The sequence below is a fragment of the Pseudomonas sp. BMW13 genome (genome assembly GCF_013357275.1).
Classification (GTDB): domain Bacteria; phylum Pseudomonadota; class Gammaproteobacteria; order Pseudomonadales; family Pseudomonadaceae; genus Aquipseudomonas; species Aquipseudomonas khazarica.
Genome location: NZ_SUKD01000012.1, coordinates 66,131 through 89,593, shown reverse-complemented (window position 1 = coordinate 89,593; position 23,463 = coordinate 66,131). Strand labels below are relative to the sequence as shown.

Sequence of the window (23,463 nt, the reverse complement as noted above, 5' to 3'; positions counted from 1 at the left end):
ACTGTTAGTGAAAAATACTGCGCTTAGTTTTCACTTTTGGTGAAAGATCATGGATGCCTGGCAACGTCTCAACCCGCAACTGCTGCGCTATTTCCTCGCCGTCGCGCGTGAGGGCTCCCTCAGTGCCGCCGGTGTGCGGCTCAATTGCGTGCCGTCGAACGTCTCGGCGCGCGTGCGCCAGCTGGAGCAGCAGCTCGACACGCGCCTGTTCCGCCGCCAGGGCCAGCGGCTGCGCCTGAGCCAGGCGGGCGAGCGCCTGCGACCGCATGCCGAACACCTCGAGCAGCTCTGCCAGCTGGCCTGGCGCAGCGTACAGGAGGATGTGTGGAGTGGTGACTTGCGCCTGGGCTCCATGGAGACCACCGCTGCCGTGCGTCTGCCCGAGCTGCTCGCGGCGTTCCATCAGCGTGCGCCACGGGTCAACCTGCAACTGAGCACCGGGCCGAGTCGGCGCCTGGTCGAGGAGGTGCTGGCCGGGGAGCTGGATGCCGGCCTGATCGGTGGGCCGTTCGAGCATCCGCAGCTCGATTGCCTGCCGATCTGGCAGGAGGAGCTGATGCTGGTCCTGCCACCCGCCCAGGACGCCGCCAGCCTGGGAGCGCGCCCGCAAACGCTGCTCGGCTTTCCCGAAGGCTGTCACTACCGCGAGCGCCTGGAGCGCTGGGCGCTCACCAGCGACCTGCAGGTGGCGGCGCGGCAGAGCTATGGTTCGATCGATGCGATCTTCGCCGGTATCGCGGCGGGCATGGGCATCGGCCTGCTGCCACGCAGCCTGCTCGAGCGCCATCCACGTGTGCACCTGGTGCAGTATCAGGCCATCGCCCCGCAGCTGGGGGCGACCACCACGCTGCTGGCGCGGCGCCGCGATGCCGGCGAGCACCCGCCGTTGTCCCTGCTGCTGGAGCTGATGCGCGCGCAAAGTCCGCTCAACGAGTAAACTCGACGGCTGTTTCGGAGACCCTCATGAACTACCGCCACGCCTTCCATGCCGGCAACCATGCCGATGTGCTCAAGCACCTGCTGCTGACCCGCCTGATCGCCCTGCTGTCGAAGAAGGAGGCGCCTTTCGCCTACCTCGACAGCCATGCCGGGATCGGCCTGTACGACCTGCAAGGCGATCAGGCCAATCGCACCGGTGAGTACCTGGAGGGCATCGGCCGTCTGTGGCAGGCCGAGCAGTTGCCGGATGCGGTCGAAGCCTACCTGGACGTGGTGCGGGCGATGAACCCCGATGGCGCGCTGCGCTACTACCCTGGCTCGCCGGAGCTCGCGCGGCTGCTCAGCCGCGAGCAGGATCGCCTGCAGCTCAACGAGAAGCACCCCGAGGATGGTCGTCTGCTCAAGGACAACATGCGTGGTGACCGCCGCGTGGCCGTGCACCTGGGCGAGGGCTGGCACGTGCCCCGCGCCCTGATGCCCACCCGCGAGAAGCGCGTGTTGCTGCTGATCGACCCGCCGTTCGAGCAGGCGGACGAATTGCAGCGCTGCGTCGAGGCGCTGAACGAGGCGCATGGGCGCATGCGCCAGGCTATCGTGGCGATCTGGTATCCGATCAAGGATGAGCGCCAGCTTGCGCGCTTCTACGCCGGCCTGAGCAAGAGCAACGCGCCCAAGCTGCTGCGTGCCGAGCTGTACGTCCATGCCCCGGACGATGCCAGTCGCCTGAGCGGCTCCGGGCTGGTGATCAGCAATCCGCCATGGGGCCTGGAAGACGAGCTCAAGCAACTGCTGCCCTGGTTGGCCGATGCGCTCGGGCAGAGTCAGGGCGGCTGGCGTCTGGACTGGTTGGTAGAAGAAGCGGCAAGCGGCAAGCCATGAACGCGTAGCCCGGATGAAGTCCGTGACCCGCGGCCGCCGAACCCCGGAGTGCATCCGAGCTGCCAGGGCTCAGCCGCGCTCGTGGTTCGGTTCGATGTGATAGCTCAGGTTGCGCCGCGGGCTGAGGTACTCCAGCACTTCCAGCGGCAGCTGTGACGGGCGCAGGCTGCGCGCGATGGCCAGGTCGCTGTCTTCGGCCAGGTCGACGATCAGCGCTTCGTGCTTGGCCACGCTGGCGTCGTAGAGGATCAGCGTCGGCCTCAGTGCCTGGGTCGGGTTCATGCCCAGCACCAACGCGTAGCGCTCGTCTTCCAGCTGCACCAGGCTGCCAGGCGGGTAGATGCCCATGACGCGGACGAAGGCTTTCAGCGCCACCTCGTCGAAGTGCTCGCGCTGCTGCTTGAACATCTGCACCAGCGCCTCGTGCGGGCTCAGGGCCTGGCGCGGGTCGAGCGGGTTGCACAGGCCGTCGAAGTGATTGGTGATGGCCACCAGGCGACTGAGGCGGCCGATGCCCGCCTCGCGCAAGCCGCGCGGATAGCCCGAGCCGTCACAGTGCTCATGGTGCTCGTGGATGATGCGCAGCACCTCGTCGTCGAGCATGAGCTTCTGCCCCATGCGCAGGCCGAAATCGGTGTGCATCTGCAGCAGCTGCTGTTCCGGGCGGGTCAGCGGCTCCGGCTTGAGCAGCACCTTGCTCGGTACCTCCAGCTTGCCGATGTCGTGCAGCAGCGCCCCCAGGCCCAGGCTGTGGCAGGCCTCGCTGTCGAGACCCAGCTGGCGCCCGAGCAACAGCGCCAGCACGGTGACGTTGAGGGCATGAAAGTAGCTGTCCTCGGCGGCCTTGCCGGTGATGCCGTGCAGCACCACGCCGGGTGCGCCAAGGAGTGTCTCGACCATTTCGCTGACGATGGCGCCGGCCTGCTGTACGGCGTCCTCGGGACGGCTGCGCAGGGTCTGGTTGAGGGTCTTGATGCGTTGGCTGGCTTCGCTGAAGCGCCGGTCGACCTCCGCCAGGCGGCTGCGCAGGTGACGCAGTTTCTGCGCACGCTCCTGGCGGGCCTGATGCTGCGGGTCGACAGGTGGTGCCTCGACTGCGGCTTCGCCGGGGCTGTCGGCCGGCTCCAGCGGCGCGCAGTCGCTGCGTGCCGGGTCGTAGCGCAACCGTTCGAGGTTCAGCGCGCGCAGGGCGCGAATCTGCGCTTCATCCTTGATCTTGAAGTTGCTGAAGGCGAAGTCGTGCTCCCACCAGCTCAGCTCCAGCTGAACGTAGAGGCCGATGCACAACTGCTCGGGAGAAATGTAGACAGGGCTGGCGGACATGCCGTGTACGCACAAGGATGGCTATTTGCCGGCAGTGTAGTCCGACAGGCGCGGGCGGTCATCAGGCCATCACGTCGATGCTGTTGCCGAGGTGGGGCGGATTGCTCGGCGCGCTGGCCGGCGCAGCCGACTGCACCAGGCCGGCGATGTTGGCGGCCTGCAGGTCCAGCGTCTTGCGCAGCAGCAGAAGCGACATCTGCGCGGAGATCTGCGCAGATGCCTGGGTGGATACCTGGCTGGCGAGGCTGCTGACTTCCACGAGGGTCTACCGGTTTCAGGAGTCAGGGGGTAGGCATACGCCTGTTCCGCCGAGGCCGCAATAGCCGTTGGGGTTCTTCGCCAGGTACTGCTGGTGATAGGTCTCGGCGTAGTAGAAGGTCGGCGCGTTGCCGATCTCGGTGGTGATGGTGCCCAGGCCCGCCTTGTCCAGCTCGGCCTGGAAGCGCGCCTGGCTGGCCAGGGCCGCGTTCAGTTGCGCGGCGTCGTGGCAGTAGATCGCCGAGCGGTACTGGGTGCCCTGGTCGTTGCCCTGGCGCATGCCCTGGGTCGGGTTGTGCGCTTCCCAGAACACCTTGAGCAGGGCCTCGAAGCTGGTCTGCTGCGGATCGAACACCACCAGCACCACTTCGGTGTGCCCGGTCAGGCCCGAGCAGACTTCCTCGTAGGTCGGGTTGGGGGTCAGGCCGCCGGCATAGCCCACCGCCGTGCTGTACACGCCCGGCTGCTGCCAGAAGCGTCGCTCGGCCCCCCAGAAGCAACCCAGGCCGAATACGGCCTGCTGCAACCCGGCAGGGAAGGGGGGCTTGATCGGGTGGCCATTGAGGTGATGGACATCGGCCACCGGCAGCGGCTCGTTGCGCCCCGGCAGAGCCTGTTCGGCGCTCGGCAGGGCCAGCTTGTGGACGAGTATCTGGGAACGCAGAACCATGGCGGTCTCCTGAAGGTGGGCAGGTGTTTGACTCGATGTGACGCCGCGTATTACAGCCGCTGGTCGGCCTGCGGACGGCAGGGGTAGCGGCGCAGGCTGTCGATCAGCTCACGGCCCGAGATCGGTTTGTCGAACAGGTAGCCCTGGCCGACATCGCATTGCTGGCGCCGCAGGAAGCCGAGCTGGGCGCCGGTCTCGATGCCCTCGGCGACCACCTTGAGCTTGAGGTTGTGGGCCATGGCGATCACCGCCGAGGTGATCTCCATGTCGTCCTGGTTGTCGGGAATGTCCTTGATGAAGCTGCGATCGATCTTGATCACGTCGATGGGGAATTTCTTCAGGTAGCTCAGCGAGGAGTAGCCCGTACCGAAGTCATCCATCGCCAGGGTCAGGCCCAGGCTCTTCAGGCGGCCGAGCTGGTGGCGGGTGTCTTCGGTGGCTTCCAGCAGCAGACTCTCGGTCAGTTCCAGCTCCAGCAGCCGAGGGTCGAGCTGTTCCTCGTTGAGGATGGCGGCGACGGAGCCGACCAGGTCGGGGTCGGAGAACTGCTTGGGCGACAGGTTGATCGCCACCTGCAGCTGCCCCAGGCCGATGGCGGCGATCTGCTTGCTCATGCGGCAGGCCTGGCGCACCACCCACTTGCCGATGGGGATGATCAGGCCGGTTTCCTCGGCCACGCTGATGAACTGGTCCGGGCGGATCATGCCCTTTTCCGGGTGCTGCCAGCGCAGCAGCGCTTCCATGCCGAGCAGCTGCCCGCTCTTCAGGCAGAGCTTGGGCTGGTAGAAGACTTCCAGTTCGTTCTGGGTCAGGGCGCGGCGCAGGTTGTTCTCGACGAACAGCTTGTAGTTGGCCTCGGCGTTCAGGGCTTCGGTGAACAGCTGCACCTGGTGCTTGCCGTTGGCCTTGGCCTTGTGCAGGGCCAGGCCGGCATGCTTCATCAGGGTCTGTGGGTCGTCGCCATGTTCCGGGGCGATGGCCAGGCCGACGGAGCCGGTGATGCTGATCAACTGGTTGTCGACGAACAGCGGCTTGTCCAGCGTCTGCAGGACCTGCTGGGCGATGCGCATACCGCCGTCCTGATCGCTGCCATCGAGGAGGATGGCGAACTCGTTGCTGGCGAAGCGCGCCAGCGTGCCCTGGGTGCCAAGGCTGTTGCGCAGGCGCCGGGCCAGGGCCGAGAGCAGCTTGTCGCCGGTCTGGTGGCCGAGGCTGTCGTTGATGCGCTTGAAGTTGTCGATGTCCACCAGCAGCAGCCCCATGGGGCGCCGGGCATGGCGCGCGAAGCGCTCTTCCAGGCTGCGGATGAAGGCGGGGCGGTTGCCGAGGTTGGTCAGGTTGTCGGTGTAGGCCAGACGCTCGATACGTTGCTGCGCCAGTTTGGCGTCGGTGATGTCTTCGTAGATGCCGATGTAGTGGGTCAGCTCGCCATCGTCGCCGTAGACCTTGGAGATCGACAGATGGCCCCAGTACGGCTCCTGGCTCTTGCGCCGGCTGCGGAACTCGCCTTGCCAGCTGCTGTGCTCGGCCAGGCTGGAATCGGCGTCGAACAGCAGGTCGCTGAGGTTGGACAGCGCCGGCAGCTCGGACAGGCGGTGGCCGCAGACTTCGTCGCTGCTGTACAGGGTGATGGCGGTGAAGCTCGGGTTGACGTACTCCACGCGGCCGTCGCGGTCGACCAGCAGGAAGGCGCTGGCGCTCTGCTCCACGGCGCGCTGGAACAGGTGCAGTGCGTTGGTGGCGGAGCGTTTCTCCTGATTGATCAGGACCTGGGCGAACTGGTCGGCCAGTTCCCCGGCGAAGGCGATCTCGTCGGCCTGCCAGATGCGCTTGGCGCCGATGTGCTCGAGGCAGAGGATGCCCACCACCTCGCCTTCGATGCGGATGCTGGCATCGAGCATGGAGCTGATCCCCAGCGGCTCCAGGTAGGTCGGCTTCAGTTCGCGGGTGCGCAGGTCGTGTTGCGCGTCGTGGGCATCGATGGCGCGGCCGCTGTGCAGCGCGTCCAGGTAGTGGGGGAAGCTGCGCGCATCGATCGGCGGCAGTTGTTCGTGGCGATCCAGGTCGCGGCGGTACAGCGAGATGCAGTCGAGGCTCTGGCTGTTCAGGTGCCAGATGCCCGCACGGGCGACGCCGTATACCTCGCAGGCAGCCTGGGTGATGAGCTCGGCCGCCTCCTGCTGCGGATCGCTGGAGACATAGCGCTGGCGCGACAGGCGCACGATCAGCTGCTGCTGGGTATGCGAGCGGGCCAGGTGCTGCAGGTGGTCGCGCTGAGTGCGCTGATACTGCTGCAAGGCGTTGCGCAGGTTCTGGTTCTGCGCCCGCAGTTCGCTCTCGTCGGGGGTATGGGCGGCGAGGCTTTCATCGGCGATCAGCAGGTAGCCACGCAGCAGCTGACGGTTGTGCTGCCTGAAGGGCTCGCCCATCTCCAGCAGGTTCAGTGCACCCTGTGGCGTGTGCAGGGTGTAGCGCACCAGGTAGTGCTGTCCCTGCAGCAACTGTTGCTGGATGCTGTCGTGCAGGCGATAGCGTGCCTCGGGCTCCATCAGGCTGGCGTAGGGGGCGTCGATCAGCGCGCACAGATCGGCGGCGCTGATGCCCAGCTTGCGTTCGCAGGCCGGGTCGAGAAACAGCAGTGCCCAGCTTGGCTCGTTCAAGCGCTCGAAACGCAACATGCCGAGCCGTGATGGCACTGGCAACTGCGTCACAACCTCGGCTGCCGAACGGGGGCCGGCATCGGGATGGCTTTTCATTGGGCGTTGGGCTTCCAGTATGCTGACCAGGCGAGGCATCCGTTCTCGGTACAGAGTCACCACCGCCGCAGGGCACGGTGACATGGACGGAGGCTAGGGCTCAGGCCTACTTCACTATAGCGTTCGGCAAGGGTGCATCATGCAAGCGAGACTGACAAGAAAACTGATGGCCATCGTGTTGGGCGGGGCGCTTTTCGCCGCCTTGCCCGCTGTTTCCAGCGCCGACCAGAGCAAGGCGCTGCAAGGCGATGAGCAGGTCGTCTACCTCGACGGACTCAAGCGTCTCTACCTCACCGGCAACGAACGCCAGGCGCTGCTGGCGCACAGCAACGCACTGCTTGAAACCTACGCCCTGCGCGCCGGCTACCAGGTCGGGCAGGCTCAGCCGGAGGACCTGCTCTATCGCTTCAGCGTCGCCGATACCGGTGAACTGATCCTGCGCGAGGAGCGTCGGGGGGCGGAGGGCAGCGCCATCGCCGTGCACAATCAGCGGCTCGCGGTGTTCGGTGTCGATCCGTTCATCCGCTATGAATGCCCGACCAGCGGTATCCGTTGCGTGCTGTTCAACCCGGCTGACGGCAGCCCGTTGCTGACGATCGTGCGCGATCACCAGGGCGCGGGCGAACTGGCCAAGGCACTGAGCTTTCTGATTCGCAACGTGCAGAAGGGCTGAGAACGGGAGGAAGGATCAGCTCCAGGGCAGGTGACAAAAAACTTCCGGGAGAAGTTTTTGACGTTGCTTGCAACGGCCCGAAGGGTCCCTGCCAGGGGTGGTAGGTGACAAAAAAAACCCCGCCTGAACAGACGGGGTTGAGGATGCGAGCGTGGCGTGCTCGAAACGATTTACAGCAGGATGGTGCGGATGTCCGCCAGCAGCTGCGACAGGCGCAGGGTGAAGCGGGCGGCAGCGGCGCCATTGATCACGCGGTGATCGTAGGACAGCGACAGCGGCAGCATCAGGCGCGGCTGGAAGGCCTTGCCATCCCAGACCGGTTGCATGCTGGCCTTGCTCACACCGAGGATCGCCACCTCCGGCGCGTTGACGATCGGCGTGAAGCCGGTGCCGCCAATGTGACCGAGGCTGGAGATGGTGAAGCAGGCACCCTGCATGTCATCGGCAGAGAGCTTCTTCTTGCGGGCCTTGTCGGCCAGTTCGGCGGCTTCGCCAGCCAGCTGCAGCAGGCTCTTCTGGTCGACGTTCTTGATCACCGGTACCAGCAGGCCATCCGGGGTGTCCACGGCGAAGCCGATGTTCACGTACTTCTTGCGGATGATCGCCTTGCCGCTCGGGGCCAGCGAACTGTTGAAGTCCGGCAGCTCCTTGAGCAGGTGCGCGCACGACTTGAGCAGCAGCGGCAGCACGGTCAGCTTGACGCCGGCCTTCTCGGCCACGGCCTTCTGCGCGACGCGGAAGGCTTCCAGGTCGGTGATGTCGGCGGACTCGAACTGAGTGACGTGCGGCACGTTGAGCCAGCTGCGGTGCAGGTTGGCGGCGCCGACCTGCATCAGGCGGGTCATCGGCACTTCTTCGATCTCGCCGAACTTGCTGAAGTCCACGGTCGGGATCGGCGGAATGCCGGCACCGCCGGTGGCAGCGGCTGCAGCAGCCTGCGGTGCGGCCTTGGCCTTCTGCATCATCGCCTTGACGTGAACCTGCACGTCTTCCTTGAGGATGCGGCCTTTCGGGCCGGTGCCGGCGATGTCCGCCAGTTCGACGCCGAAGTCACGGGCCAGCTGACGCACGGCCGGGCCGGCATGCACCTTGGCACCGTCGCGTTTGGGCGCGTTGGCGACTTCGGCGGCAGCCGCCGACAGCGAGGCAATGGCGCGCACTTCGGCGGCCACTTCCGGGGCGGCGCCTTCCGGCACGCGGTGCACTTCCTGGCTGGCTTGCGCCGGCGCAGCTGCCGGGGCAGAACCGGCCACCTTGAGCTTGAGGATCAGGTCGCCGGTGCCGATCTCGTCATCCAGCTTGACCAGCACTGCTTCCACCACGCCGGCAGCCGGCGCGGGGATTTCCATGGAGGTCTTGTCGGACTCCAGGGTCAGCAGGCTCTGGTCGGCTTCGATGCTGTCGCCGGCCTTGACCATGATCTCGATGACCTTGCCCTTGGCGCTGGAGCCGATGTCCGGTACGTGCACGTCCTGCACGCTGCTGCCGGTCGGCGCGGCGGCCGCTGCCGGAGCAGCAGCGGGAGCGGCTTCGGCTTTCGCGGCAGCCGGCTGAGCCGCTGCGGCAGCCGGGGCGGCGCCTTCGACCTTGAGCTTGAGGATCAGGTCGCCGGTGCCGATCTCGTCATCCAGCTTGACCAGCAGTGCTTCCACCACGCCGGCGGCCGGCGCGGGGATTTCCATGGAGGCCTTGTCGGACTCCAGGGTCAGCAGGCTCTGGTCGGCTTCGATGCGGTCGCCGACCTTGACCATGATCTCGATGACCTTGCCCTTGGCGTCGGAACCGATGTCCGGCACGTGCACGTCCTGCACGCTGCTGCTGGTCGCAGCCGCCGGGGCAGCAGCCGGAGCGGCCGCTTTCGGGGCCTCGGCCGGAGCTGCCGCGGCTTTCGGCGCAGGCGCCGCTTGCGCGGCACCTTCGACTTCCAGCACCAGCAGCTCGTCGCCTTCCTTCAGGCGATCACCGATCTTGACCTTCAGTTCCTTGATCACGCCGGCCTTGGGCGAGGGCACTTCCATGGAGGCCTTGTCGGACTCCAGGGTCAGTACGCTCTGGTCGGCTTCGATACGGTCGCCGACCTTCACCAGCAGTTCAATGACCTCGCCTTCACCGCCGAGGTCGGGTACGCGAATCAACTCACTCATCGCTACGCTCCTTAGCAGTCCAGGGGGTTGGCTTTATCGGCGTCGATGCCGAACTTGGCGATGGCATCTGCCAGCACCTTGGCTTCGATCTCGCCACGGTCTACCAGGGCTTCCAGGGCGGCCAGCACGACCCAGTTGCGGTCCACTTCGAAGAAGTGGCGCAGCTGCTTGCGGCTGTCGCTGCGGCCGAAGCCGTCGGTGCCCAGGACCTTGTATTCCTTGCTCGGGACCCACTGACGAACCTGCTCGGCGAACAGCTTCATGTAGTCGGTGGAGGCGATGACCGGCCCCTTGCGACCGTTCAGGCACTCTTCGAGGTAGGTCTTCTTGGGCTTCTGGCCCGGGTGCAGGCGGTTGCTGCGCTCCACGGCCAGGCCGTCGCGACGCAGTTCGTTGAAGCTGGTGACGCTCCACACATCGGCGCCGATGTTGAACTCGTCGCGGAGGATCTTCGCCGCTTCGCGGACTTCGCGCAGGATGGTGCCGGAACCCAGCAGCTGCACGTGGTGCGCGGCTTCCTTCTTGTCTTCCTCGAGCAGGTACATGCCCTTGATGATGCCTTGCTCGACACCTTCCGGCATGGACGGCTGCTGGTAGGACTCGTTCATCACGGTGATGTAGTAGAAGACGTCCTGCTGCTCTTCGGTCATCTGGCGAATGCCTTCGCGGATGATCACAGCGAGCTCGTAGCCGTAGGTCGGGTCGTAGGTGCGGCAGTTGGGAATGGTCGCCGCCAGCATGTGGCTGTGACCGTCTTCGTGCTGCAGACCCTCGCCGTTGAGGGTGGTACGACCGGCGGTGCCGCCGATCAGGAAGCCACGGGTGCGGCTGTCGCCAGCGGCCCAGGCCAGGTCGCCGATACGCTGGAAGCCGAACATCGAGTAGAAGATGTAGAACGGCAGCATCGGCTGGTTGTGGCAGGAGTACGAGGTGCCTGCGGCGATGAAGGAACTCATGGCGCCGGCTTCGTTGATGCCTTCCTCGAGGATCTGACCTTTCTTGTCCTCTTTGTAGAACATCACCTGGTCTTTATCGACCGGCTCGTAGAGCTGACCGACCGAGGAGTAGATGCCGAGCTGGCGGAACATGCCTTCCATACCGAAGGTACGGGCCTCGTCCGGAATGATCGGGACGATGCGCTGGCCGAGTTCCTTGTCCTTGACCAGCTGCGCGAGGATGCGCACGAAGGCCATGGTGGTGGAGATTTCACGATCGCCCGAACCGTCGAGGATGGCCTTGAGGGTATCCAGCGGCGGGGTGGGGATGCTGAAGCTCTGCTGGCGACGCTGCGGTACGAAGCCGCCCAGCGCGTTGCGGCGCTCGTGCAGGTACTTGTACTCGGGGCTGCCCGGCTCCGGACGAACGAACGGTAGGTTCTCCAGCTCTTCGTCCTTGACCGGAATGTCGAAGCGGTCGCGGAACTGGCGCAGGCTGTCGACATCGACCTTCTTGGTGTTGTGCGCGGTGTTCTTCGCTTCACCGGCGCCGGTACCGTAGCCCTTGATGGTCTTGGCCAGGATCACGGTCGGCTGGCCGCTGTGGTTGACCGCCTGATGGTAGGCCGCGTAGACCTTGTACGGGTCGTGGCCGCCACGGTTGAGCTTCCAAATCTCGTCGTCGGAGAGGTCCTTGACCATCTCCTGCAGCTCGGGGCTGTTGAAGAAGTGCTGGCGTACGTAGGCGCCGTCTTTGGCCTTGTAGTTCTGGTATTCACCATCGACCACTTCGTCCATGCGGCGCTGCAGGGCACCGTCCTTGTCCTTGGCGAACAGCGGGTCCCAGAAGCGGCCCCAGACCACCTTGTTGACGTTCCACTGGGCGCCACGGAACACGCCTTCGAGTTCCTGGATGATCTTGCCGTTGCCGCGAACCGGGCCGTCGAGGCGCTGCAGGTTGCAGTTGATGACGAAGATCAGGTTGTCCAGCTTCTCGCGGCCCGCCAGGGAGATGGCACCGAGGGATTCCGGCTCGTCGCACTCGCCGTCGCCCATGAAGCACCAGACCTTCTGCTTGCCGGCCGGGATGAAGCCGCGCGCTTCCAGGTACTTCATGAAACGCGCCTGGTAGATCGCCTGGATCGGGCCCAGACCCATGGATACGGTCGGGAACTGCCAGAAGTCCGGCATCAGCCAGGGGTGCGGATAGGAGGACAGGCCCTTGCCGTCGACTTCGCGACGGAAGTTCTTCATCTGGTCTTCGTCGATGCGGCCTTCCATGAAGGCGCGGGCGTAGACGCCAGGGCTGGCGTGGCCCTGATAGAACACCAGGTCGCCGCCGTGCTCGTCGGTCGGGGCCTGGAAGAAGTAGTTGAAACCGATGTCATAGAGCGTCGCCGAGGAGGCGAAGCTGGAGATGTGGCCGCCCAGATCCGGGTCGTCCAGGTTGGTGCGCATCACCATGGCCAGGGCGTTCCAGCGCACCAGCGAGCGGATGCGGCGTTCCATGAACAGGTCGCCGGGCATGCGAGCTTCATGGGTAACCGGAATGGAGTTGCGGTACGGCGTGGTGATCGCGTAGGGCAGTTGCGCACCGCTACGGGTGGCCAGCTCGCCCAGACGGGTCATCAGGTAATGGGCTCGGTCTTCACCCTCACGGTCAAGGACGGATTCAAGGGCGTCCAGCCATTCCTGGGTTTCGATCGGATCGAGGTCTTGCATGGCTTGCTCCAGGGCGGAAAGGCTTCCAGAATCGGAGGCCAGTTGGGTCTCGCCGGCTTTTTGGGCGGGCAAGTTGAAATTCTTGGATTTACCGGGGGTAGGACCGGCCGCTTGTAGTTTTACTACATTTCGACGGCGGATTCAGCCCTCTGGATACAATTCTTTAGTAGTAAAACTACAATTCGCGGCGCTGCCGGCCGCGCGTGCCCCGCAGGAGCGGGGTTCCGGGCGTTTGCACCGTGCGTCCGGCAGTCCGCCAAAAGGATAGACCATGAGCCTGCCGTTGCTGGTCGAGTTGCCCCCTTCCCTGATCGCTCTGTCCGAACGCGCCGAGCAGTCGCTGCAGGCCGCGCTGGCCGAGCATGAGGGGCTGTCTGCGCGCTTCGCCGCCTGGCCGCAGGCGCGGCATGACGCCTGGCGACAGGTCGCGGCCCTGAGTGATTTCGTCGCAGAGCAGGCGCAGCGTGATCCACAGATGTTCAGCGCGCTTGCCGAGTCGGGGGAGCTGGAGCGCAGCCTGGCGCCGGGCGAGCTGCGTCAGCAGCTGCAGGCGCTGTTGGCCGACTGTGCCGATGAGGAGGCGCTGGGGCGTTGCCTGCGGCGCTTCCGCAGCCGCCAGCAGTTGCGCATCATCTGGCGTGACTTCAGCCGTCAGGCGGCGCTCGGCGAAACCTGCCGCGACCTCTCCGACCTGGCCGACGCCTGCATCGACCTGGCCTACCACTGGCTCTATCCGCGCCATTGCGAGCAGTTCGGCACCCCGACCGGCCGGCGCAGCGGCCAGGCGCAGCACATGGTCATCCTCGGCATGGGCAAGCTCGGCGCGCACGAGCTCAATCTGTCCTCGGACATCGACCTGATCTTCGGCTACCCGGAGGGCGGCGAGACCGAGGGCGTGAAGCGCCCGCTGGACAACCAGGAGTTCTTCATCCGCCTGGGGCAGAAGCTGATCAAGGCGCTGGACGCGATCACCGTCGACGGCTTCGTCTTCCGTACCGACATGCGCCTGCGCCCCTACGGTTCGTCCGGTGCGCTGGTGTTCAGCTTCAATGCCCTGGAACAGTACTACCAGGATCAGGGGCGCGACTGGGAGCGCTACGCGATGATCAAGGCGCGCGTGGTCGGCGGTGACCAGCAGGCGGGCGCCGAGCTGCTGGAGATGCTGCGGCCCTTCGTCTATCGCCGCTACCTGGACTTCTCCGCCATCGAGGCACTGCGCTCGATGAAGCAGCTGATCCAGCAGGAGGTGCGGCGCAAGGGCATGAGCGAGAACATCAAGCTCGGCGCCGGCGGTATCCGCGAGATCGAGTTCATCGCCCAGGCCTTCCAGCTGATCCATGGCGGGCGCGATCTCAGCCTGCAGCAGCGACCGCTGCTCAAGGTGCTGGCCACGCTGGAGGGGCAGGGCTACCTGCCGCCGGCGGTGGTCGCTGAAATGAAGGAGGGCTACGAGTTCCTGCGTTACGCCGAGCATGCCCTGCAGGGCATCGGTGACCGGCAGACGCAGATGCTCCCGGCGGACCCGCTCGACCAGGCGCGCGTGGCGGCGATCATGGGCTTCGCCGACTGGGCGAGTTTCCACGAGCGCCTGATGCATTGGCGTGGGCGCATCGAGTGGCACTTCCAGCAGGTGATCGCCGATCCCGACGAGGATGAGGCGCAGGGCAGCGAGGCCTGTGTCGGCGCCGAATGGCTGCCGCTCTGGGAAGGCGCGCTGGATGAGGAGGCCGCCGTGCAGCAGTTGCAGGAGGCCGGGTTCGGCGAGGCCGGAGCGGCCTTCCGGCGCCTGGTCGACCTGCGCAATGGCCCGCAGGTGCGGGCCATGCAGCGCCTCGGGCGTGAGCGGCTGGATGCCTTCATTCCGCGCCTGCTGGCCCAGACCATCGAGCACGACAGCCCCGACCTGGTGCTGGAGCGCGTGCTGCCGCTGGTGGAAAAGGTGGCGCGGCGTTCCGCCTACCTGGTGTTGCTCAGCGAGAACCCCGGCGCGCTGGAGCGCCTGATCACCCTGTGTGCGGCCAGCCCGTGGATTGCCGAGCAGATCGCGCGCTTCCCGCTGCTGCTCGACGAACTGCTCAACGAGGGGCGGCTGTACTCGCCGCCGCTGGCGCCGGAGCTCGCCGCCGAGCTGCGCGAGCGGCTGATCCGTATTCCCGAGGAGGACCTCGAACAGCAGATGGAAGCGCTGCGCCACTTCAAGCTGGCGCACAGCCTGCGCGTGGCGGCGTCGGAGATCGCCGGTACGCTGCCGCTGATGAAGGTGTCGGACTACCTGACCTGGCTGGCCGAGGCGATTCTCGATCAGGTGCTGGCGCTGGCCTGGCAGCACACGGTGCAGCGCCACGGCCGCCCGTCGCGTGCCGATGGCACGCCTTGCGATCCGGATTTCATCATCGTCGGCTACGGCAAGGTCGGCGGCCTGGAGTTCGGCCATGGCTCGGACCTGGATCTGGTGTTCATCCATGACGGCGACCCGCAGGCCGAGACCGACGGCGCCAAGCCCATCGACGGGGCGCAGTTCTTCACCCGGCTGGGGCAGCGCATCATCCACCTGCTGACGACCCAGACCACGTCCGGCGCGCTGTACGACGTGGACATGCGCCTGCGTCCATCCGGCGCGGCCGGGCTGCTGGTCAGTTCGCTGGGGGCCTTCCAGCGTTACCAGGAAAACGAAGCCTGGACCTGGGAGCACCAGGCGCTGGTCCGTGCGCGGGTGCTGGTGGGCTGCCCGCGCCTGGCGGGCGAGTTCGCCCGCGTGCGCGCCGAGGTGCTCGGGCGCCAGCGTGACGTGGTCGCGCTGCGCGGCGAAGTCAGCGAGATGCGCGCGAAGATGCGCGACAACCTCGGTACCCGCGCCACGGCGGCCGGCACCGGGGAAAACGCCTTCGATGCGGCGAGCTCCTTCGATCTGAAGCAGGATGCCGGTGGTATCGTCGATATCGAATTTATGGTGCAATACGCGGCTCTGGCCTGGTCGTGGCAACACCCGCAACTGCTTGAATTCACCGACAACATCCGCATCCTCGAGGGGCTCGAGAGGGTCGGTCTGATGTCGGCGGAAGATGCCGGGTTGCTCCGCGAGGTCTACAAGGTTTACCGCTCGGCCGCTCACCGCCAGGCGCTGCAGAAGCAGCCCGGGGTGGTGCCGGGCGATCAGTTCCAGGATGAGCGCCACGCCGTGATGCGGCTGTGGCGTCAGCTGGAACTGGGTTGATGGCCGCAGGGCCGTACGAATGATCGAACCGCGAAGCGAATTGAGGAGCAGGCAAGATGTCGATGTCCGACCGTGATGGCGTGATCTGGTACGACGGTGAACTGGTACCGTGGCGCGAAGCGACTACCCATGTGCTGACCCATACCCTGCACTACGGCATGGGTGTGTTCGAGGGCGTGCGCGCCTACAACACGCCGGACGGCACCTCGATCTTCCGCCTGCAGGCGCACACCGATCGCCTGTTCGACTCCGCGCACATCTTCAACATGCAGATCCCCTTCTCCAAGGAAGAGATCAACGAGGCGCAGCGCGCCGCCGTGCGTGAGAATGGCCTGGAAAGCGCCTACCTGCGCCCGATGGTGTTCTTCGGCAGCGAAGGCATGGGCCTGCGTGCCGCCGGCCTGAAGGTGCACGTGATCGTCGCCGCCTGGCACTGGGGCGCCTACATGGGCGAAGAAGCCCTGCAGACCGGTATCAAGGTGCGCACCAGCTCCTACACCCGTCACCACGTCAACATCTCCATGACCCGCGCCAAGGCCAACGGCAACTACATCAACTCGATGCTGGCCCTGCAGGAAGCGATTTCCGGCGGCGCCGACGAGGCCATGCTGCTGGACCCGGAAGGCTACGTGGCCGAGGGTTCGGGCGAGAACATCTTCCTGGTCAAGGATGGTGTGGTGTACACCCCGGAGGTGACCTCCTGCCTCAACGGCATCACCCGCAACACCATCCTCACCCTGGCCGACGAGCTGGGTATCAAGGTGGTCGAGAAGCGCATCACCCGTGACGAGGTGTACATCTGCGACGAGGCCTTCTTCACCGGCACCGCCGCCGAAGTCACGCCGATCCGCGAAGTGGATGGCCGTCAGATCGGTATCGGCCGTCGTGGCCCGGTTACCGAAAAACTGCAGAAAGCCTATTTCGACCTGGTAACCGGCAAGACCAGTGCGCACGCCGAGTGGCGTACGCGGGTCAAGTAAGCCGGTCATCTGGGCTATGACGGGGAGGCGCTGAGCCTCCCCGGTCGTTTCTGGAAAGGATATGAAGATACTGATCGTTGGGCCCAGTTGGGTGGGCGACATGGTGATGGCGCAGACGCTGTTCCAGTGCCTGAAGCAGCGTCATCCCGCATGCGAGATCGACGTGCTGGCGCCGGACTGGAGCCGGCCCATACTCGAGCGCATGCCCGAGGTGCGTGCGGCGCTGAGCCTGCCGCTGGGCCATGGCGTGCTCGATCTGGGCGCGCGTCGACGCATCGGCAAGTCGCTGGCCGGTCAGTACGACCAGGCCATTCTGCTGCCCAATTCGCTGAAGTCCGCCCTGGTGCCCTGGTTCGCCGGCATCGCCAGGCGCACGGGCTGGAAGGGCGAGATGCGCTATGGCCTGCTCAACGATATCCGCACGCTGGACAAGGCGCGCTATCCGCTGATGATCGAGCGCTTCATGGCGCTGGCCTTCGAGCCCGGCGCCGAGCTGCCGCAGCCCTATCCGCAGCCACGCCTGGTGATCGACGAGGCCAGCCGTGGCGAGGCGCTGGCCAAGTTCGGTCTGCAGCTGGATCGTCCGGTGCTGGCGCTGTGCCCTGGCGCCGAGTTCGGCGAGGCCAAGCGTTGGCCGGCGGAGCACTACGCCAAGGTCGCCGAGGTCAAGATCCGCCAGGGCTGGCAGGTCTGGCTGTTCGGTTCGAAGAACGACCATGCCGGTGGCGAAGACATCCGCATGCGCCTGATCCCCGGGCTGCGCGAGGAAGTCAGCAACCTCTCCGGGCAGACCAGCCTGGCCGAGGCCATCGACCTGATGTCCGCCGCCACCGCCGTGGTGTCCAACGACTCCGGGTTGATGCATGTGGCCGCGGCACTGAATCGCCCGCTGGTGGCCGTCTACGGTTCCACCTCGCCAGGCTTCACCCCGCCCCTGGCCGATCGTGTCGAGATCGTCCGCCTGGGCCTGGAATGCAGCCCCTGCTTCGAACGTACCTGCCGTTACGGGCACTACAACTGCCTGCGCGAACTCAAGCCGCGCCCGGTGATCGAGGCGCTGGATCGATTGGTCGGTGAAACCCTGACCCTGGTCGAGGGCGACTGATCTTGCGGGTACTGATCATCAAGACGTCGTCGCTGGGCGACGTGGTACACACCCTGCCGGCGCTGACCGATGCGGCTCGCGCCATCCCCGGTATCCGCTTCGACTGGGTCGTGGAAGAAGGCTTCGCCGAGATTCCCGCCTGGCATCCGGCCGTGGCCCAGGTGATTCCGGTGGCCATCCGCCGTTGGCGCAAGCACCCGCTGCGCACCTGGCACAGTGGCGAGTGGGCACGCTTCAAGCAGCGCCTGCGCGAGACCCGCTACGACCTGGTGATCGACGCCCAGGGGCTGCTCAAGAGCGCCTGGCTGACACGCTATGTGCAGGCCCCCGTGGCCGGGCTGGATCGTGATTCGGCGCGGGAGCCGTTGGCCAGCCGCTTCTACGACCGTCGCTACGCGGTGGCCAAGGACCAGCATGCCCTGGAACGGGTGCGCCAGCTGTTCGCCAAGGCGCTGGGTTATGCACTGCCATCGGGCAGCGCTGACTACGGCCTCGACCGAGCGGCGCTGATGGACGCTGTGGCGCCGCCCTATCTGGTGTTTCTCCACGGCACCACCTGGGCCAGCAAGCACTGGCCTGAGGCCGACTGGCGCGCACTGGCCGAACGCATGGACGAGCTGGGTTGGGCGGTGCGCCTGCCCTGGGGGAGCGAGGCCGAGAAGGCGCGTGCCGAGCGCATCGCCGCCGGGCTCGCGCATGCGGCCGTGCTGCCGAAGCTGAACCTGGCCGGAGTGGCCAAGGTGATCGCCGGGGCCAGTGCCTGCGTGTCCGTCGACACCGGGCTGGGCCACCTGGCGGCGGCGCTGGATGTGCCCAACATTTCCCTTTACGGGCCGACCTTGCCGGGCAAGGTCGGCGCCTATGGCCGTGGCCAGATTCATCTGTGTGCCAGTGGCCCAGGCGCGGGCAGCGGTGATCGCGACAAGCCCTGCTTCGACGGCCTGGGCGCCGAGCGTGTCGGCCTGGAACTGGAGGCACTGCTGCTGGCGCCTCCTGGCACCCTTTAAGGAGCGGCTATGCAGCTGGCCTTCGTTCTCTACAAGTACTTCCCGTTCGGCGGGCTTCAGCGTGACTTCATGCGCATCGCCCTGGAGTGCCAGGCGCGCGGCCACGCCATTCGTGTCTACACCCCGATCTGGGAAGGCGAGACTCCCGCAGGCTTCGACGTGCGCGTGGCGCCGGTGCGGGCACTGTTCAATCACCGTCGCAACGAGAAGTTCAGCGCCTGGCTGCAGGCCGACCTGGCGCGTGATCCGGTCGACCGGGTGATCGGTTTCAACAAGATGCCGGGGCTGGACGTCTACTACGCCGCCGATGGTTGCTTCGAGGACAAGGCGCAGACCCTGCGCAATCCGATCTACCGGCGCTGGGGGCGCTACAAGCACTTCGCCGACTACGAACGCGCGGTATTCGCGCCGGAGTCGAAGACCGAGATTCTGATGATCTCCGAGGTGCAGCAGCCCCTGTTCATCAAGCACTACAAGACTCCGCTGCAGCGTTTCCACCTGCTGCCACCCGGTATTGCCCAGGATCGCCGGGCGCCGGCGAACGCCGCCGAGATGCGTGCGGACTTCCGCCGCGAGTTTCAGCTGGGCGACGACGACCTGCTGCTGGTGCAGATCGGTTCGGGGTTCAAGACCAAGGGCCTGGACCGCAGCCTCAAGGCGCTGGCCGCGCTGCCGCGGGAGCTGCGCAAGCGCACCCGGCTGATCGCCATCGGCCAGGACGACCCCAGGCCGTTCCTGCTGCAGGTGAAGGCCCTGGGCCTGTCCGATCAGGTGCAGATACTCAAGGGGCGCAGCGACATCCCGCGCTTCCTGCTCGGTGCCGACCTGCTGATCCATCCGGCCTACAACGAGAACACCGGCACCGTGCTGCTGGAGGCGCTGGTTTCCGGTCTGCCGGTGCTGGTCACCGATGTCTGTGGCTACGCCCACTACATCGCCGAGGCCGATTGCGGGCGGGTGCTGCCCAGCCCCTTCGAGCAGGAGCGGCTCAATCGTACCCTGGCCGACATGCTGGCCGACCCCGAGCGCCGCGCGTTCTGGGGGCGCAACGGCCTGGCCTATGCCGACAGTGCCGACCTCTATTCCATGCCGCAGAAGGCTGCGGATGTGATTCTGGCCCCGAGGTGCCCGTGAAGCTGATTCTCGCCGAACCCTTCAAGCGCCTGTGGGCGAACCGTGACGCCTTCGCTGCCGTCGAGGCGCTGCAGGGGCAGGTCTACCGCGAGCTGGAGGGGCGCCGTACGCTGCGCACCGAAGTCGACGGACGCGGTTATTTCGTCAAGATCCATCGCGGCATCGGTTGGGGCGAGATCGTCAAGAACCTGCTGACTGCCAAGGCCCCCGTACTGGGTGCCGCTCAGGAGTGGCAGGCGATCCAGCGCCTCGGCGAAGCCGGCGTGGCGACCATGACGGCGGTGGCCTACGGTGAGCGCGGCAGCAACCCGGCGCGCCAGCACTCGTTCATCATCACCGAGGAGCTGGCGCCGACCGTGGATCTGGAGCAGCTCAGCCTCAACTGGGTGCAGCAGCCACCCCGGCCCGAACTCAAGTGGGCGCTGATCCGTGAAGTGGCGCAGATGACCGGTACCATGCACCGTGCCGGGGTCAATCACCGCGACTGCTATATCTGCCACTTCCTGCTGCACACCGACCGGCCGATCCAGGCGGGCGACCTGCGCCTGTCGGTCATCGACCTGCATCGTGCCCAGGTGCGCGAGCGAACCCCGCGCCGCTGGCGCGACAAGGACCTGGCTGCCCTGTATTTCTCGGCTCTGGACATCGGTCTGACCCGCCGCGACAAGCTGCGCTTCCTGCGCACCTACTTCCAGCGCCCGCTGCGCCAGGTGCTGCGCGACGAAGCGCGCCTGCTCGCCTGGCTGGAGCGCAAGGCGGCGAAACTGTATGAGCGCAAGCAGCGCTATGGAGATGCCCTCTGATGGCTGGCTGGAACCTGGCAAGGGACTATCAGGGCCTGTCCAAGGACTTCGGTTCGTTGGCGGCGGTGTTCGCGATCGAGGGGGAGCGACTGACCAAGGACCCTCTGTCCGAGGTCGTGCGGATCGAGCGTGAGGGCGTACGTTTCTACGTCAAGCGTTACTGGGGCGCAGGCAAGGGCCTGCGCCGTTATCTCGGCCGGCCCAGGGTCAAGGCGGAGTGGCAGAACCTCAAGCTCTTCGCCAAGTGGGGCATTCCCACGGCGCCGATCGTCGCGCATGGCCTGGAGCGCAACGCCGGCGCGTTCGTGCGCGGCGCGCTGGTCACCCGGGAGCTGGAGAACACCCAGGACCTCGCGCTGATGGCCAAGCAGGGTGACTCGCGGCTGCAGGATGGCGCCTGGGTCAGGGAGGTCAGCCGGCAGCTGGCAGCCAGTACCCGGGTGATGCACGATCACCACTTCACCCACAATGACCTGAAGTGGCGCAACCTGCTGGTCAACGAGAAGGCCGAGCTGTTCTTCATCGACTGTCCCACCGGCAGCTTCTGGTGGGGGCCCCTGCTGCGCTATCGCATCGTCAAGGACCTGGCCTGCCTCGACAAGGTGGCCAAGCGCGTGCTGTCGCGAACGCAGCGCCTGCGTTTCTATCTGCAGTACCGTGGCCGTGACCGCCTCGGCGCACGCGACAAGCGGCGCCTGCGTCAGGTGCTGAAATTTTTCGAGGGTAGGGAATGACGGATTTCGTCTCGCAGCAGGATCGCGCGCTGCTCGAGCAGCATGGTCTGGCCAGTTTCGATGCGCTCTGGGCGTTGAAGCTGGAGGCCGTGGATGAACCGAATACCGAGCGGGGCGGCTGGAGCAGCGTCTATCGGCTGGACCTGGGTGAGCGGGCGTTCTACCTCAAGCGGCAGAGCAACCACCTGACGCGCAGCGTCCTGCATCCATGGGGAGAGCCGACCTTCGCCCGTGAGTTCCGCAACATCCGTCGTTACGCCGAGCTGGCGATTCCGGCGTTGCAGGCCGCCTTCTTCGGCGAGCGGCGCATGCCCGGCGAGCGCCGCGCGATCCTGCTGACGCGTGCGCTGGACGGCTGGCAGGATCTGGACAGCTGGCTGGCGCAATGGCCGACGCTGGGTGCGGCGCAGCAGAATGCGATCCTACGGGCCACGGGCGACCTGGCGGGCGTCCTGCACCGGGCAGGGCAGATGCATGGCTGCTTCTACCCCAAGCACATCTTCCTGCGTGAGCAGGGGGGCGGTTTCGATGCGCAACTGATCGATCTGGAGAAGACCCGCCCGTTGCTTTTCGGCCGCCGCGACCGGATCAAGGACCTGGAACCGCTGCTGCGTCGTGCGAGCGTCTGGAGCGAGGCGAACGTCCGCACCCTGCTGGCGGCGTACCTGGGCCACAGTGACAGCGTCGACACCTGGTGGCATCAGCTGGAAGCGCGCAAGCGCTACAAGGAGGCACGCTGATGTCGCTGCGGGACCTGAGCCAGGCTGGACGCACGCCGGCACTGCCGCTGCAGGTGCAGATGGCCGATACCACCGTGCAGGTGAGCGAGTGGTTGCGGGTGCTGCCGGGCCAGCGTTACGTGGGCGTGGCCACCTGGCAAGGGCGCGAGGTGCTGGCCAAGCTGCTGGTTGGTGGTCGCGCGCAGCGCCACTATCAGCGCGAGCTGGATGGCGCCCGCCTGCTGGCCGGGCAGGGGCTGCCGACGCCGGCGCTGCTGGCGCATGGCTTCGTCGAGGGGCAGGGCGGCTGGTTGCTGTTCGAGTATCTCTCGGGGGCGCAAAGCCTGTGGTCGGCCTGGCAGGCCGTCGCCGCCGAACCGGTGCTTACGGATGCGCAGCAGGCGGTGCTGGGGGAGGCGCTGGCGACGGTCGGCAGCCTGCATGCGCAAGGCCTGTGGCAGGCCGACCTGCATCTGGACAACCTGTTGCGTCATGACGGCAGCCTGTACCTGATCGACGGCGGCGGGGTGTGCGCCGAGACGCCTGGCCAGCCGCTGTCGCGGGCGCGTGTGCTGGAGAACCTGGGAGTGTTCTTCGCCCAGTTGCCAGCCGAGCTGGAGCCCTGCCTCGAGGAGCTGCTGATCCATTACCTGCTGGCCAATGGCGAACACGCGCTGCCGCTGGAGATGCTCCAGGCCGAGGTGGCCAAGGTGCGCCGCTGGCGCCTGCGTGACTACCTGAGAAAGGCGGCGCGTGAGTGCAGCCTGTTCACCGCGCGCATTGGCGCCTTCGGCCTGCGCGTGCTACGTCGTGAGGCCGAGCCGGCCCTGCAGCCGCTGCTGGCCGAGCTGGATGCACGCATCGAGGGCGGGCATATCTACAAGACGGGTGGCGCGGCCACGGTGGCGCGCGTCGATGTCGATGGCAGGCCGCTGGTGGTCAAGCGTTACAACGTGAAGAACCTGCTGCACTGGTTCAAGCGCTTCTGGCGTCCGAGCCGTGCCTGGCACAGCTGGCGCGAGGGCAATCGCCTGCAGTTGCTGGGCATCGTCACGCCGACGCCGCTGGCGGTAATCGAGCGCCGCTGGTGCTGGCTGCGTGGACGTGCGTACCTGATTACCGACTATTGTGGTGGGCAGGATATAATCGCGCGTTTCGAGGCATATCAGCAGGCAACGCCCCCGGAAATCGAGCTGCTGGCGCTGGATCGACTGTTCGCGGCGATGCTGCGTGAACGCATCAGCCATGGCGATTTCAAGGGGCACAACCTGTTCTGGGATGAGGTGCAGGGCGCCTGGTCGCTGATCGACCTGGATGCCATGCGTCAACATCGCAGTGCGCGCAGCTTCGCTCGGGCCTATGCCCGCGACCGCGCCCGTTTTCTGCGCAACTGGCCGGCGGACTCCGCCTTGCACCAGTTGCTCGACCAACGTTTACCGCAGGTGCCCGGCACCTGCCCGAATTAGAG

At 66.2% G+C, this 23,463-nt stretch carries 18 protein-coding genes; 12 read left to right on the top strand and 6 right to left on the bottom strand.

Annotation, left to right across the window (positions count from 1 at the left end):
• The first annotated feature begins 49 nt into the window (after window positions 1-49).
• Both E4487_RS09520 and E4487_RS09515 read left to right on the top strand, forming a co-directional pair.
• On the top strand, window positions 50-937 hold the full coding sequence (locus E4487_RS09520; RefSeq protein WP_175253220.1) for a LysR substrate-binding domain-containing protein: 888 nt from the start codon (window positions 50-52) through the stop codon (window positions 935-937).
• A 26-nt stretch (window positions 938-963) separates the two neighbouring features.
• On the top strand, window positions 964-1,818 hold the full coding sequence (locus tag E4487_RS09515) for a 23S rRNA (adenine(2030)-N(6))-methyltransferase RlmJ (RefSeq protein ID WP_037049794.1): 855 nt from the start codon (window positions 964-966) through the stop codon (window positions 1,816-1,818).
• Window positions 1,819-1,887: 69 nt separating this feature from the next.
• On the opposite strand, the gene E4487_RS09510 is transcribed toward E4487_RS09515, so the two are convergent.
• The 4 genes from E4487_RS09510 to E4487_RS09495 all read right to left on the bottom strand — a co-directional run bounded on the left by E4487_RS09510 (window position 1,888) and on the right by E4487_RS09495 (window position 6,825).
• Window positions 1,888-3,141, bottom strand: a complete 1,254-nt coding sequence (locus E4487_RS09510; protein WP_175253219.1) for an HD-GYP domain-containing protein — start codon at window positions 3,139-3,141, stop codon at window positions 1,888-1,890.
• Window positions 3,142-3,202: 61 nt separating this feature from the next.
• The gene (locus E4487_RS09505) at window positions 3,203-3,400 is read right to left on the bottom strand and encodes a putative motility protein (protein WP_134676063.1); all 198 of its coding nucleotides are present in this window, start codon (window positions 3,398-3,400) and stop codon (window positions 3,203-3,205) included.
• A 15-nt stretch (window positions 3,401-3,415) separates the two neighbouring features.
• Entirely contained in the window at window positions 3,416-4,069 is a 654-nt protein-coding gene (gene msrA / locus E4487_RS09500; RefSeq protein ID WP_175253218.1) for a peptide-methionine (S)-S-oxide reductase MsrA, read from the bottom strand.
• A gap of 50 nt (window positions 4,070-4,119) precedes the next feature.
• Window positions 4,120-6,825, bottom strand: coding sequence for an EAL domain-containing protein (locus E4487_RS09495; protein WP_175253217.1), 2,706 nt, complete (start codon window positions 6,823-6,825; stop codon window positions 4,120-4,122).
• A 166-nt stretch (window positions 6,826-6,991) separates the two neighbouring features.
• Between E4487_RS09495 and E4487_RS09490 the strand changes: the two genes are divergently transcribed.
• Complete coding sequence (locus E4487_RS09490) at window positions 6,992-7,498, top strand: hypothetical protein (RefSeq protein WP_175253216.1); 507 nt, start codon at window positions 6,992-6,994, stop codon at window positions 7,496-7,498.
• 170 nt (window positions 7,499-7,668) lie between these two features.
• On the opposite strand, the gene aceF is transcribed toward E4487_RS09490, so the two are convergent.
• Window positions 7,669-9,642, bottom strand: coding sequence for a dihydrolipoyllysine-residue acetyltransferase (gene aceF, locus E4487_RS09485; RefSeq protein WP_175253215.1), 1,974 nt, complete (start codon window positions 9,640-9,642; stop codon window positions 7,669-7,671).
• An 11-nt stretch (window positions 9,643-9,653) separates the two neighbouring features.
• Window positions 9,654-12,299, bottom strand: a complete 2,646-nt coding sequence (gene aceE / locus E4487_RS09480) for a pyruvate dehydrogenase (acetyl-transferring), homodimeric type (protein WP_047592756.1) — start codon at window positions 12,297-12,299, stop codon at window positions 9,654-9,656.
• 271 nt (window positions 12,300-12,570) lie between these two features.
• Here aceE and glnE point away from each other — a divergent pair, with 271 nt between their 5' ends.
• The 9 genes from glnE (at window position 12,571) to E4487_RS09435 (ending at window position 23,461) form a co-directional block, all read left to right on the top strand.
• Window positions 12,571-15,513: a bifunctional [glutamate--ammonia ligase]-adenylyl-L-tyrosine phosphorylase/[glutamate--ammonia-ligase] adenylyltransferase gene (glnE, locus tag E4487_RS09475; protein ID WP_175253214.1), complete on the top strand. Its 2,943-nt coding sequence runs from the start codon at window positions 12,571-12,573 to the stop codon at window positions 15,511-15,513.
• A 56-nt stretch (window positions 15,514-15,569) separates the two neighbouring features.
• The gene (locus E4487_RS09470) at window positions 15,570-16,493 is read left to right on the top strand and encodes a branched-chain amino acid transaminase (protein WP_037054925.1); all 924 of its coding nucleotides are present in this window, start codon (window positions 15,570-15,572) and stop codon (window positions 16,491-16,493) included.
• Between the two features lie 61 nt (window positions 16,494-16,554).
• A complete protein-coding gene (waaF, locus tag E4487_RS09465; protein WP_175253213.1) occupies window positions 16,555-17,598 on the top strand; it encodes a lipopolysaccharide heptosyltransferase II in 1,044 nt (347 codons plus the stop codon).
• A 2-nt stretch (window positions 17,599-17,600) separates the two neighbouring features.
• Entirely contained in the window at window positions 17,601-18,605 is a 1,005-nt protein-coding gene (waaC, locus tag E4487_RS09460; RefSeq protein ID WP_037054920.1) for a lipopolysaccharide heptosyltransferase I, read from the top strand.
• 9 nt (window positions 18,606-18,614) lie between these two features.
• Window positions 18,615-19,739 (top strand): glycosyltransferase family 4 protein, encoded by a 1,125-nt coding sequence (locus E4487_RS09455; protein WP_037054916.1) that lies wholly within the window; start codon window positions 18,615-18,617, stop codon window positions 19,737-19,739.
• Window positions 19,736-20,542: a lipopolysaccharide core heptose(I) kinase RfaP gene (gene rfaP, locus E4487_RS09450; RefSeq protein WP_175253212.1), complete on the top strand. Its 807-nt coding sequence runs from the start codon at window positions 19,736-19,738 to the stop codon at window positions 20,540-20,542. Before E4487_RS09455 ends, rfaP begins: the two co-directional genes overlap by 4 nt.
• Window positions 20,542-21,276, top strand: coding sequence for a lipopolysaccharide kinase InaA family protein (locus tag E4487_RS09445; RefSeq protein WP_175253211.1), 735 nt, complete (start codon window positions 20,542-20,544; stop codon window positions 21,274-21,276). Before rfaP ends, E4487_RS09445 begins: the two co-directional genes overlap by 1 nt.
• Complete coding sequence (locus tag E4487_RS09440; RefSeq protein WP_150607840.1) at window positions 21,273-22,016, top strand: lipopolysaccharide kinase InaA family protein; 744 nt, start codon at window positions 21,273-21,275, stop codon at window positions 22,014-22,016. The genes E4487_RS09445 and E4487_RS09440 overlap by 4 nt, the downstream gene beginning before the upstream one ends.
• Window positions 22,016-23,461 carry a lipopolysaccharide kinase InaA family protein gene (locus E4487_RS09435; protein ID WP_152487745.1) on the top strand — a complete coding sequence of 482 codons (1,446 nt, stop codon included), beginning with the start codon at window positions 22,016-22,018 and terminating at the stop codon, window positions 23,459-23,461. Before E4487_RS09440 ends, E4487_RS09435 begins: the two co-directional genes overlap by 1 nt.
• The last annotated feature ends 2 nt before the right edge of the window (window positions 23,462-23,463 follow it).